Source organism: Dyadobacter sp. CY345 (genome assembly GCF_021502725.1).
Taxonomy (GTDB): domain Bacteria; phylum Bacteroidota; class Bacteroidia; order Cytophagales; family Spirosomataceae; genus Dyadobacter.
On record NZ_JAKFFS010000005.1, the window covers coordinates 328951 to 341021 of the forward strand.

Below are 12071 nucleotides of genomic sequence, written 5' to 3' on the forward strand. Positions count from 1 at the left end.
GAAGAAAACATAGTCGTAAAATCACTTCGCTTCTGTCGAGGAATATCGTAAATATTCGATATTCATCAAAACAAAATTTGAGATGCTATGACTGTTCGCGTTTAACAATCTGTTTTCTGATCCGGCTGAGCGTTTCAGCGCTGATTCCCAGGTAGGAAGCTATCATTGACTGAGGGATCCGGTTTGCTAACGCAATATTATTCTTCAAAAAATGCAGGTATTTATCTTCTGCGCTATCACTGATCACAGACTGGATTCTGTTTTGAGCTTTAATAAAACTTCTCTGAAAAATGGAATTGATCATTTCCTGAAAAACCGGGATCCTTTTTGATATTTCTAAAAAATCAGGATGGCTGATTAGTAAAAGTTCGCTTTCCTCAATAGCATCAATGTTAAATCTTGATGGATTTCCGGAAGTCATACTTTCCCGGTCTCCTGCCCACCAGTCCTCAACGGCAAAACTTATGATATGCTCAACCCCGTCATCGTCAACAGAATAAGTTCGCAAGCATCCTTTTAGAACAAAAGCATTATACTTACTTACGTCACCTTCCTGCAAAAAATATTGCCTTTTCCGGAGTTTTTTTAGTGAACATAAAGACTCAATAAATTCAAACTGTTCAGCTGTTATACTACCAGCGCCAGTTTTTTCAATGATATAATTCCTGAATTTTTCAAACACATGTTAATAGATTAATTCCTGATCAAAATCGAAATTCAAAGTGCCAAATCATTCAAAAAAGAGATCATTTGGACAAATTTATTGTGAGCAATCCTTTAAAGAACAGATAAGCAAAAGTATTGATTTAGATCAATTTATTTCTTACCAAATATCAATTTCTATCAGATCGGATATCATGAACTTTGTGAAAAATTTAAGATATCAAAATGAGCAAAATAATTTTTATTACCGGAACCAGTACGGGATTTGGTAAATTAATGGTGATAACGCTGGCTTCAAATGGCTTCACTGTTATTGCGGGTATGAGAGGAAAAAACGATAAGAATAAGGTAGTTTCGGAGGAGCTGTCCGCTATAAATGGAGTTGAAGTCGTTGAAATTGATGTGGCGAACGACAAATCCGTAACAGATGCTTTTGATTATTCTTTGGCAAAATACGGAACGATTGATGTACTCATCAATAATGCAGCAGTTAATGGGTATGGCGTTCTGGAAGCTTATTCTCTTGATCAGATTCGGCAAATGTTTGAGATAAATTTCTACGGCGTTTTACGTACCTATCAGGCAGTTTTGCCTGCGATGCGTAAAGCTAAAAAAGGACTAATTATCAACATAACTTCCGGCGCAAGTGGCCATACGCTGCCTTATATGGTTCCGTACCTTTCATCAAAAATAGCGGTTGAAAGCTTGTCAGAAGGGTTTCAAGAGGAGTTGCGACAATTTAATATTGAAAACGTAACCATTCAGCCAGGTGTATATCCAACTGAAATGGCTGATGGCAGCAAACCCGGCATCGGTGCGGACAAAGAAGACATCGTGGCAGCGTATGGAGAAACTGCGGTTAAGGAATTTAACGCAATCGGAGCCGCATTTATGAGCAAATCATCAGAGTTTAAAATGGATCCTCAAACAATTGCCGATGGCGTACTGGATCTGGTCTTGATGCCGGACGGACAAAGGCCGTTACGTTTTCCGCTTGACGCAATTGCGGAGGGTACTGATCACGAGTTTATTAATTCCAGAGCTGAGATAAAAAAACGATGGCTGGCAAAGTATATGGGTTAAGATAAACCGTATCAATAAAGCATACAAAAGCAATTAAACTAATATTTTAACATCGGGTTTCGAACTTTGGAATTTTTAAAATCCAAAGTCAGGAGTTCTGAAACCTGGGGTAATCAAATTAATGTAATGGAAAATACCAAGCAATCAGAGACAGGACTAAAATCCTTTTCTCTTTATAACATCGCCTTTACGGTTGCAAATCTTGAAGCTTCTTTGGAATGGTACAAAGAAGTATTTGGATTTCAACTGGTCAGCAAATCGCGCTTTCAGCTTCCACAAGGAGGTGTAGACGCAGCCATTATTGAGGCAGGCGGCTTTAAATTGGAGCTGTTGACTGTTCCCAATGCCAAAAGAATAGAAGAGTTATTTTTGGAGCTGCCATTTCACCTGAATACCATAGGAAATAAAAATATCGTATTTCAGGTTGAGAATATCGCTGTTGCAACAGAAGAACTTGCCAATAAGGGAGTTAAGTTCGTATACCGTGAACAATACCTGGTTGAAGGTGCAATGCTGTCAACCATGATTGAGGATATTGACGGAAATAAGATTAATATCTTTCAGACGAATACGCTGATTGAAAACAAATAAGTGCATTGATCTCACATAGTCAATGATTTTCTATGAGAGATTATAACCATTGGAAGCGGGTTTGGAAAATCCAGGCCCTATTGTGCTGATTACAAATATTTAACATACTAATGATGACAAAAAAAGCAAAATTTGTGGTACATACATCCTACCACATACATCCGGAAGACAAACAAATTTTTATCGATGCGGTTAAAGCGCACATCCTCGTTACCAGAGAGGTTCCGGGCAACGTCTATTATCATTTTTCATTCGACATGATTGATCCTGATATTTGTATCCTTGCTGAGGGCTGGACGGATCATGAAGCGATTGATACGCAGTTAAAAAGCGAAAACTTCCAGAATGCATTGAAGGCAGTAATGGACAACGTTAGAATTATCGAAAGACACGGCACCATTTATACCGTGTCGGGTGAAGCAGACATTATTCCTGATACAATAGATTAAAAATAGGCAGGACGGGCTTTCCGTCCTGCCTATTTTTTTGGGATATCTGTAAATCTATTTCACTTAACTGACGTCTACGAAAACTAGCTTTTGAAAACGCTTAAACAGCCAGTGATTAAAAGACGTGAAGAGATTTTATGGAAGAAATAAGCATTAGAAATTTTGAGAATGTCGAATAAGTAGCGGTTTCAGATTTTATCTTAAATATTCAAAATAATGAATCCTGTCTGAATTTTCTTCCGGAAGAACAACCGGACCTTTTATCGATTAATAGCTTCTATAAAAATGGAGGATTTTGGGTTTGTTAAATTGAAGGATCAATATATGGCTGTTTAAAAAAAAATATTTCATAAAACTTGAATTACAATCCTTCGTAAATCAGGTAGACACAGGTAACTCCATCTATTACAAACCGGCCCCACTTTTCATCGTATAATACGGTAGGTTTGGCGACCGGAATTTAATAAGTCATAAAAATGATAATTTAGACTTGTTTAACTATTTTTTTTTGCAAAACGTCTTGATACCTTACTGTGACTAGGCATCACCGCTTACGATCCAGATATAATTTTGCCGATTCGCTCATCGTAATTATTGCACCGGCGAGAATCATAATGTCTTTAAGTACCAGTCTTCCCCTTGCCGACAAATATGGAAATCCGTGCTGTTCGTCGCCCAGGCTGGGAACCCAACTTTCTGGCGTAGTCACAAGAAAAGACAATGTCCCGAGCGTCATGATAAAAATCAAAATACTACCGATCATACTAGGAAATGGCGCCAGACTGTGCAGCGCCACAAGTATGGCAACAGTAATAAGAAAAACTCCCAGACCTTTTGAATAACCATAAGTATTGTTGGCGATGTGCCACTGGTGATTCTCTGCTACGAGCTCTCCCTCCTTATTGATATGTTTTTTGTAATCTGCTGGATCTTGATAAAAAAATGACATAAATGGACTATTTGCAACAAATGGAACAATTCCATCTGCTTCATAAGTGAAAAACTTCAAACCTCCGATCCAAAGAAAAACAACAACAATACCAAAACGTACAACTTTTTTCCCCAACGGTTCCAGGCCAGAAATAAAGATCGCCAGTGAATTTTTCATGATTTATTTATTGAAAATGAACATCAAGTATAGGAATGTTTTTCCCAAAAACCTGCTGAGCAATGAAACAGTTCACGGAAAAACAGAAGCTTTTTGCTCGCGAATAAATTTTATCCTGGACTGTTTCTCGGAATCATTCCGATGCAGAATTTCTTTTTTACTATTTTCAACATGATAATCTGTCTGAACGACTCGATTACCCGACTGTGATACTTTCAAAATTTCTATTGTAAGAATTTCATCGTTTATATAACCTCCAAACCAATATGGATTTGGCTTTTGCTTCCATGTAACAAGTTTATAAACCTGCCCGGGCAATAGCGATCTTGAACTGTCAGATCCATTATTTATGGCAATTGCGTTTCCATAGAGCGTAAAGTTTGTACTTTTTCTCCTATTAAAACCTGACGTGATTACGTGGAGATTCTCCTCTCCAAAAACAAATTCAGGCGCTAAAATTGTTTTATCTGCATGCGTACACCCTGCAAGAATGAAATGCGCAATAAAACATTGCAAAATTTTAATTTTCATATCACTCATTATTTAATTGCCAGTTCCGGTGTTCTTGTTGGGATATCAAATACAAAACCATTTTTTGAAACAAGGCGATGGCAATTGATACAGGAAACGGCGAAGGCCACGGTATTACCATATGGTTTAAGTTCGAGCCCGTTAAATCTGGCAAACCCCCACCCCTCAGTATCCGTGAACTTTTTCGAATCTTTAATCATCATCTGAACATTGTTAAAATTTCCCGGCTTTGTGGTACCTTCCCCGTCTTCGGGTTGCATATTCCAGACGACTTTAACGATTATCGCACCATCAGGCCAGGGATTTATTGTTTTTTCATTTATAGCCTTCACTGTGATATCATTCCCATAAACCAGCCGCATCGTACCATTGTCCAGACGATTGGTAGAAGCGATCACTTTCCAGCTTTTATAATCGTCAAAATAGCTGATCCCGTTGATTGATTTCGGTCTACTGGCGATTGACTTATTTACAACTTTTATTTTCGCAGTATCGCCTGCGCCATGGTTTCGATGCGAGAGTTGTGTTACATAAGTTTTCAAAAGTGAAAGCTCTTCATCCGTGATTCGGGCCTTCCTGTGCACTGCCGTATATTGTGGAAGCGGCATTTTTCCCGCTTCAATCATATTGACCATATACCATAATTTCACTTCCTGATCTGCCGGAGATATGCTGTCCCAGGTCGAAAAATTATATCGCTTTCGTGCTTCTCTGACATCAGCTGCTACCATATAGGAAAACGGGGCAAGTTTATCAAACCATTGCAGCTTTGTTTCGTTGGAGTGACAGTCGTAACAGGATCGTTCAAAAATACTTTTAATTTCCTTTGGCGCCTTGAACTCGCCAGAAACAGCCGGATTTTGAATTGACGGGGTAGCAACTTGCATGCCGATCAATCCGGCAAACAAAATAATCAATATAATGCCTGTCAGCTTTCTGGAACTATTGCTTTGGAAAAAATTCATATCGATAAACATGTTTTGTAAACGTCAATACTCCTCAATTACACATTTTGCCTTCCACTGTACAATAAAAAGAGCATCTTATCCTTTTCAATAGATCTTACTTAGCGCGGCCACTTCCGGGAAGTCGATTGGAACGGAGGTCAGGGCATAGATGTAATTGGTAAAAATCTTGGCTGTAATCAGACCAACAAGTTCTACCAGCGCTGCCTCGTTGTAACCAGCGTTAAAAAAATCTTCAATTAAAGATTGGTCAGCAGCGCCCTTATTTTCGGTTATTGATTTGGCCAGATGCAGTACCGTATTTAACTTGCTGTTCGCAGCGTCCGCATTCCTGAAACCTAATATTTCGTCATTGGTAAAGCCTTTCATCGTCCCAATCATCGTATGTGCGGCAAGGCAGTAATTACAACTGTTGACTTCGGATACTACCAAATTTATTGCTTCTCTTTCCTTTGGTGTAAAAACGCTTTTGCTTAACGCATTCTCAAAATCCAGAAAACCTTTCAGTGTGCTGGCCGAATAACCCATGGCAGCATAAAGATTTGGGACTTTTCCCAATTGTTTTTTTAACTGATCAAACAACAATTGCGCTTCCGGCCTTACCTGGTCATAACCAGGAACTTGAATAGTTTTCATATCGATATATTTAATTGATTAATATTGACCCTGAATTATTTAAACGGGTGACATCCATCAACCAACCATAATTATACCAATAATTAACTATTTGTTAAACAACACGTTGCAAAAATTACCTACATTATTCACCTCTTAAATACCGTTTTTTGGTGATCATGAATTGATATATCGTTATCATTAATTCTTTTTTATTAAACTTTTTCACTGTCTGAATTCATCTACAATCGTATGTCTCTATACGTATACATATACATGACTAATTTCATCGTATAATGTACCGTTTTATTTTACTAAATTTAAATATCAGGGGGTTTTGCTGCTTGTTAATCTCTGATAAAAAGGAGCGTTGCATTTAATTATTTTTTCTGCTAAATGGTATTCGTATGGTCAAGCTGTATTCGTTGATCTCCGTTTTTCTATTTTTACTTCTATCAAATCCGACTTGGTCTGAGCCTCAACTTTCTGGTAATAAAACAGATTTCTTACGGCTTCAGTTAAGCCTCAACTATTTTACCGTCGTCAGAGAAGGCATTGTGGATCAGGACAGCAGTCTTTTATTGGTCAGCAAAACAAGAAATATAAGCAGATGGCCGGTCGTAACCGAAGGTTTTGGCAGCCAATATTCCGATATTGACGTCACCTGGTTTAACAAAAGAGACACGAGGTCAGCTATAAACCGGTTACAAACGCTCAAAGGAATAGACCATACCAAGTTGCTGGTATTGCTTGGTGCGTATTACGCCTTCCAGCCCGGATCCCGGAAATCCGACTTTGATAGTGCCAGCTTTTTCCTTTCAGCCGCCCGACAGGAAAGTGAATCCCAGCATAATTCATTCTGGCTTAACCAAAGCTTATGCCTTCTGGGCAAAAGTTTTTTTAAAAATAACGAGGTGGAAGCTGGACTTGCCACTTTTCAAAAGATCATACAAAATTCTCAGAAGTCCGGCGATAAAGCTATGGAAGCGAAGGCCTGGAATTATCAGGGAAGCTACTGCCCACCGTCAGCCAAAACAATAGTTCTTAAGCTTACCAGTATTCAAAAAGCGAACGAGCTTTATAAGCAAATAAACGATAAGGAAAATCAGGTAAACTGCCTGATGAACATCAGTTATTTGAGTTTTTTGATCAAGGACATGAAAGGTGCTGAAACCAATTCGATTGCTGCACTCAGGCTCGAAGATTCTATCAAATTCCCTTACAAACACTACACATATGACTTACTAGCTTTAATATATTTCACGACAAATAATCTAGGTGTCGGTTTTGATTATGCGCTTAAATCTGTTCGCAGTTCAGAAACGACGAAGGATGATTTTGTGCTGGGCTATTTTTATTGCCGGGTTGGGAATGTGAGTTCCGGTATCAACCAGTATGAAGAAAGTCTGAGTTGGTACAAAAAAGCCCTGAGTCACTTTGCCGCAAACAAAGGAGTAGCGATGGATATCTACAAAACGGTGGAATTTATAACGTTGACACTGAAAAGCATGGATAGAACAAAGGAAGCGATTGGCTATGTCAATAACTATCTGAAAAGATACCCTCCAACAACCCTTGGAGAAAAAATCCAGGCATTGATAATTCTGGGTGATAACTATGCAAGTTATGGCAACTATGTTAAGGCCGAGAAAGAGTATAAGCTTGCTGATCAGGCAATTAAAAAGTACAATATTGTAACAAAATCAAAATACACAAATTTCATAAACCTGAAATTGGGAGATCTTTATTACAAATGGCAAAAATATGATCTGTCCAAAATGCATCACCTTCTTTTTGTATCAGATCCGGAACGAATCAGCTCGGATCTGGCTAATACTTACTCCGCATATTATCAGCTTTTCAAAATTGATTCAATCGCCGGAAACTATTTTTCTGCCTTACAGTATCATGTACAATACAGCGATTTAAAAGACTTATATGAAACGGAAAAACAACACCAGATTATTGAGACGTTGCGGGTTCAGTACCGCACCGAACAAAACGAAAAAAGTATGAGGGAGCTGCAAAGGGAAAAAATTCTTCAATTGCAGCGTACAGACGAGACAAAAAAAATTGCCTATGTTGGATTCGCCGGTGCTTTGGTAATTATTTTGCTTTTGCTAAACCGATACTACACAAATAACAAGCAGAAAGCGGAGATAAATAATAAAAATCTGTTGCTGCAAACATTGATAAAAGAGAAGGACAGTCTGATCATTTCAAAAGAATGGCTTTTGAAAGAAGCGCATCACCGGGTTAAAAATAACCTTCATACGATTATCTGCCTCCTGGAATCTCAGGCGGCTTATTTACGGGACGATGCATTAAAAGCGATGGAAATCAGCCAGCACAGGATATATGCCATGTCTTTGATCCATCAGAAACTTTATCAATCCAAGGATTTAAAAAGCGTAGATATGGCTGTTTTTATTCCTGAATTTGTGAAGTATCTTGCTGATAGTTTTCAAAACATTTCTAATATCAGGTTCGATCTAAATTCCACTAGGTTGGAACTTGACGTTTCACAGGCAGTTCCGTTATCGCTAATTTTGAACGAAGCCGTCACCAACGCCATTATGTACGCTTTTCCTGACGATGCAAAAGGGACGATTACGGTCAGCTTACAAACCAATGAAAAACAAGTAACCATGCGGATTGCCGACGATGGAATTGGTATGGATCGGGATAAGATGAACCAGAAACCCGGATCACTGGGCTTGAAGTTAATGAAGGGATTAAGCGAAGATATTGAAGGCGATCTTACTATTAAGAATCATAACGGCACTGAGATCACTATCATCTTCAATTCGAATTTTTATGCATTGTAAAGCCATAATTCATCGCTGCAACAAATCCCGATGGCTTACCGCTGATTCAACCAAGGCTCACTCTTCGAAATTATGACAATGCCTGTTGCGGCGGAGATATCTGAGGAACAAAATTTCCGGTTATTATCCTCGCTACCGTTTGAAAGAGCAGATAAGTGATAACTGCGGTCGTCAAAAAAAGTAAAATGCCGGCCAAAGACAAATGGATGACGTCCGGTTTGTGATCAGCATAATTGAAGGCGGCAATTGTAAAGGCGGCTAACGGAAAACTGACAGACCACCAGGAAACCTGAAATGGACAGGCTTTTGGCAACAGTGTAATTTTGCTCAGAAATAATACAAACAGAAAAAAATTGAAATAAAAAAATACACTGGCCAACAAGTCCTGGTTACCCGACAGGCCTTCATAACCGGTAAATGCCAGAGAAAACGGACCTGTCAGAATCATCAGCGTTGGCTGGATAGCTGGTGTTAAAGGCTTCTGAAAAAACAGTCTTGCCATGATGATAGGCAGCAAAATGAGAGTAAACATTACTCCTATTCCAAAAAACAACAAGCAAATTTCATGGGCACCTTCCATCGGCAGTTTGTTGCCTACGACGGGGACATCCAAGGTACCAACGACAGGCATCAGCCACGCGGGAACAGCACTTTCTGCCGCTTGCGGCGAGTCCAGCCATTTTCGAAGGACATACCAGGCAAAGCCAAACATCAAAGCAGATGCTGCTGACCATATTACCGTTGCCAAGAATGGAAAATAAGGTAACAGAATACCCGGAATCAATAATAACGAAACGATAAAAGTTGCGAAGAAACTCACTGAGATCCCGTTTTCAAATTCTTTCTTTACAAGCGCGGGATATTTTAATAATTTAAAAAGGTAAACGATTGTCAGTACAAGAAAAAAACATACCGCCAGGCCACCTATAATTTCTCCGGTCAAATAACCGACATCCCAGAACTTATGAGCAAAACGCCATGAAAAACACAGCCCGCACATACCCATGACACCTCCAAAAATACTTACAGGTAAAAATTCGAGAAAAGTCTGACGCTTTAAAGGTGTTTGCATCGGAAAGGCGTAGTTAAAGTAGGTGCTGAATGAAATAAAAGTTAAGTATGAATAGAAATATTTTTATCATAATTTCAGAAAAATGAGAAATCATGAGCTCTGAATATGCTCATGATTTCTATAAAAATTGAAGCTATTTTAAATACTTTCTTAGTTCTGCCGCTGCCTGAACAAACAATGATTTTGTTTGTGGAATCTCGGCCAGGCCATTCAAAAGGCCAAAATCATGGATCACTCCGTTGTATCTAACGGTTGTTACCTTTACTCCCGCCTGTTCCAGTTTCCTTCCATAAGCCTCACCCTCATCGCGCAAAATATCGTTCTCGGCTACTTGAACTAAAGCAGGCGGCAGGCTATGAAGCTGTTCAGTGGTTGCCTGTAACGGTGATGCATAAATGTCTTTTCTTTTTTCAGGATCAGGAATGTACATATCGTACATCCATTTCATCGTGGGAACGGTCAAGAAGCGCTGATCTCCAAACATTTTGTAGGAATCTGTCTCAAAATTGGCATCCACAATCGGCCACATCATAATTTGTAATTTTATTTCCGGGCCTTTTTTAGCCTTTGCCATCAAGGTCGTAACGGCTGTCATATTCCCGCCAACGCTGTTACCCACCACGGCAAGCTTCTTTCCGTCCACATTGATCTCCTTTCCATGTTCCGCAACCCATTTTGTGGCAGCATAAATTTGATTGATCTGTGTTGGAAATACTGCCTCAGGTGTCCGTGTATAATTCACAAAAACAGCAGCGCAACCCGATAATACAACCAGATCCCGGACCATTCTTTGATGTGTGGGAAAATCTCCAAGAACCCAGCCGCCGCCATGAATGAAGATAAATACCGGGAGATTTGATGTTACACCTGCCGGTTTTACGATGTTTAGTTTGATAGTAAAACCATCCGTTACTATATCTTTTTCAGTTACCTCAATACCAGACAAGTCAACTTTAAAAGCATTCTGAGCATCCACCAAAACCATTTGTGCATCTTTGGCCGACAATGTTTCCAAACCCGGACCACCTGTGTTTAGTCCTTTCAGAAATGTTCGGACCTGCGGACTGAGATGCTCGTCAGTCGCATAATCTTTGACCTGACCAAATGAGGTGATGCTGACTCCAAAGATCAGCGTGATACTAAAAACCAGGCTCAGAGCTGCTGGCGAAATTGAATTTAAAAGGCTTTCCATAATTATTCATTTTGTATTTATTACTCAATTTTAAACTACTAAACAGATTTGGATATCAACCACTTAAATATGTATAACATTAACTTTGCTTGTGTTTAAATCCGATTCAGTTCGGTTTGGAACTGATATTTTTTGAAGCCGTAATTATCACATCGGAGATTATATCGGGGTGCGAAATGTAGGAAACATGACTGCTTTTTAATTCGGTAATTTTGCTTCCAGAGCGTGTATACATGTTCCTCAAAATTTCCGGATTGATACTTTTGTCATCAGTTGGTAGAACACCAAAACTGGGTTTGGTTTTCCAGGCGGCTTCGGTAACCGGGGTAGCGAAACATTCTCCAAAAATGAAACCTTGGGCAGCGTACATAAAGTCAGTGTCTTTTTTATCCAGATCTGCTGCAAAACCGTCATGAAATTTCTCTTTGCTGTAATACACATAACCTTTTTCATCCGGAGCCATCAGACCATTTTCGGGCGCGGCCGGCAAGCTACTCGCCCATTTTATTGTATTTTCACCTTTATCAGGCTGAAAACCAGAAAGATAAACCAGGGAAACAACCTTTGGATGAACTCCTGCCTGCGTGATCACTGTACCGCCCCAGGAATGTCCTACCAAAACAACAGGGCCATCCTGTTTGTCTAATGCAAGATTTGTTGCGTTAACATCGTCTTTTAATGAACTGCATGGATTTTGAACAAGTGTGATATTGTAACCCTTTTTTGAGAGAATATCATAAACACCCCGCCAGCTCGATCCATCTGCAAATGCGCCATGCACGATAACTACATTTTTGGCCTGGACATTTTGGGCTTGAATTTTGACCGTTGCAGTCAGCATAATGCCGAATAACGCCATGACTGTGATTAAACCACAATTGATCTGTGTACTTAGAAATTTCGCTTTCATGTTTTGATAATTTAATGATTATTGTTCTGGATCAAACTCTAAGATTTGCAGGAAGTTCTGGCTC

12 protein-coding genes are annotated in these 12071 nt (G+C 39.3%); 4 read left to right on the top strand and 8 right to left on the bottom strand.

Features of this window, described 5'->3' with window-relative positions:
- Positions 1–85 precede the first annotated feature (85 nt).
- Positions 86–682: a Crp/Fnr family transcriptional regulator gene (locus L0657_RS21995; RefSeq protein ID WP_235152921.1), complete on the bottom strand. Its 597-nt coding sequence runs from the start codon at positions 680–682 to the stop codon at positions 86–88.
- Between the two features lie 206 nt (positions 683–888).
- Between L0657_RS21995 and L0657_RS22000 the strand changes: the two genes are divergently transcribed.
- The 3 genes from L0657_RS22000 to L0657_RS22010 all read left to right on the top strand — a co-directional run bounded on the left by L0657_RS22000 (position 889) and on the right by L0657_RS22010 (position 2786).
- Complete coding sequence (locus tag L0657_RS22000) at positions 889–1746, top strand: SDR family oxidoreductase (RefSeq protein ID WP_235152922.1); 858 nt, start codon at positions 889–891, stop codon at positions 1744–1746.
- Between the two features lie 126 nt (positions 1747–1872).
- Complete coding sequence (locus L0657_RS22005; RefSeq protein WP_235152923.1) at positions 1873–2337, top strand: VOC family protein; 465 nt, start codon at positions 1873–1875, stop codon at positions 2335–2337.
- Positions 2338–2447: 110 nt separating this feature from the next.
- Positions 2448–2786, top strand: coding sequence for a putative quinol monooxygenase (locus L0657_RS22010; protein ID WP_235152924.1), 339 nt, complete (start codon positions 2448–2450; stop codon positions 2784–2786).
- Between the two features lie 544 nt (positions 2787–3330).
- Here L0657_RS22010 and L0657_RS22015 read toward each other — a convergent pair.
- From L0657_RS22015 to L0657_RS22030, 4 genes are all read right to left on the bottom strand, one after another.
- The gene (locus L0657_RS22015; RefSeq protein ID WP_235152925.1) at positions 3331–3894 is read right to left on the bottom strand and encodes a DUF417 family protein; all 564 of its coding nucleotides are present in this window, start codon (positions 3892–3894) and stop codon (positions 3331–3333) included.
- A 72-nt stretch (positions 3895–3966) separates the two neighbouring features.
- Complete coding sequence (locus L0657_RS22020; RefSeq protein ID WP_235152926.1) at positions 3967–4425, bottom strand: hypothetical protein; 459 nt, start codon at positions 4423–4425, stop codon at positions 3967–3969.
- An 8-nt stretch (positions 4426–4433) separates the two neighbouring features.
- Complete coding sequence (locus tag L0657_RS22025; protein ID WP_235152927.1) at positions 4434–5390, bottom strand: heme-binding domain-containing protein; 957 nt, start codon at positions 5388–5390, stop codon at positions 4434–4436.
- Between the two features lie 87 nt (positions 5391–5477).
- Complete coding sequence (locus L0657_RS22030) at positions 5478–6026, bottom strand: carboxymuconolactone decarboxylase family protein (protein WP_235152928.1); 549 nt, start codon at positions 6024–6026, stop codon at positions 5478–5480.
- Positions 6027–6412: 386 nt separating this feature from the next.
- Between L0657_RS22030 and L0657_RS22035 the strand changes: the two genes are divergently transcribed.
- Positions 6413–8833: a sensor histidine kinase gene (locus L0657_RS22035; protein ID WP_235152929.1), complete on the top strand. Its 2421-nt coding sequence runs from the start codon at positions 6413–6415 to the stop codon at positions 8831–8833.
- Between the two features lie 70 nt (positions 8834–8903).
- Here L0657_RS22035 and L0657_RS22040 read toward each other — a convergent pair whose 3' ends face one another.
- The 3 genes from L0657_RS22040 to L0657_RS22050 all read right to left on the bottom strand — a co-directional run bounded on the left by L0657_RS22040 (position 8904) and on the right by L0657_RS22050 (position 12007).
- Complete coding sequence (locus L0657_RS22040) at positions 8904–9905, bottom strand: SLAC1 anion channel family protein (protein ID WP_235152930.1); 1002 nt, start codon at positions 9903–9905, stop codon at positions 8904–8906.
- A 133-nt stretch (positions 9906–10038) separates the two neighbouring features.
- Positions 10039–11097 carry an alpha/beta hydrolase gene (locus L0657_RS22045; protein WP_235152931.1) on the bottom strand — a complete coding sequence of 353 codons (1059 nt, stop codon included), beginning with the start codon at positions 11095–11097 and terminating at the stop codon, positions 10039–10041.
- Positions 11098–11203: 106 nt separating this feature from the next.
- Complete coding sequence (locus tag L0657_RS22050; protein ID WP_235152932.1) at positions 11204–12007, bottom strand: alpha/beta hydrolase; 804 nt, start codon at positions 12005–12007, stop codon at positions 11204–11206.
- Between the last annotated feature and the right edge of the window lie 64 nt (positions 12008–12071).

What these genes read in the sequence shown, in the direction of transcription:
- L0657_RS22000 (WP_235152922.1), top strand. Translation starts at nt 889, where the DNA reads ATGAGCAAAATAATTTTTATTACCGGAACCAGTACGGGATTTGGTAAA.
- L0657_RS22005 (WP_235152923.1), top strand. Translation starts at nt 1,873, where the DNA reads ATGGAAAATACCAAGCAATCAGAGACAGGACTAAAATCCTTTTCTCTT.
- L0657_RS22010 (WP_235152924.1), top strand. Translation starts at nt 2,448, where the DNA reads ATGATGACAAAAAAAGCAAAATTTGTGGTACATACATCCTACCACATA.
- L0657_RS22015 (WP_235152925.1), bottom strand. Translation starts at nt 3,894, where the DNA reads ATGAAAAATTCACTGGCGATCTTTATTTCTGGCCTGGAACCGTTGGGG.
- L0657_RS22020 (WP_235152926.1), bottom strand. Translation starts at nt 4,425, where the DNA reads ATGAAAATTAAAATTTTGCAATGTTTTATTGCGCATTTCATTCTTGCA.
- L0657_RS22025 (WP_235152927.1), bottom strand. Translation starts at nt 5,390, where the DNA reads ATGAATTTTTTCCAAAGCAATAGTTCCAGAAAGCTGACAGGCATTATA.
- L0657_RS22030 (WP_235152928.1), bottom strand. Translation starts at nt 6,026, where the DNA reads ATGAAAACTATTCAAGTTCCTGGTTATGACCAGGTAAGGCCGGAAGCG.
- L0657_RS22035 (WP_235152929.1), top strand. Translation starts at nt 6,413, where the DNA reads ATGGTCAAGCTGTATTCGTTGATCTCCGTTTTTCTATTTTTACTTCTA.
- L0657_RS22040 (WP_235152930.1), bottom strand. Translation starts at nt 9,905, where the DNA reads ATGCAAACACCTTTAAAGCGTCAGACTTTTCTCGAATTTTTACCTGTA.
- L0657_RS22045 (WP_235152931.1), bottom strand. Translation starts at nt 11,097, where the DNA reads ATGGAAAGCCTTTTAAATTCAATTTCGCCAGCAGCTCTGAGCCTGGTT.
- L0657_RS22050 (WP_235152932.1), bottom strand. Translation starts at nt 12,007, where the DNA reads ATGAAAGCGAAATTTCTAAGTACACAGATCAATTGTGGTTTAATCACA.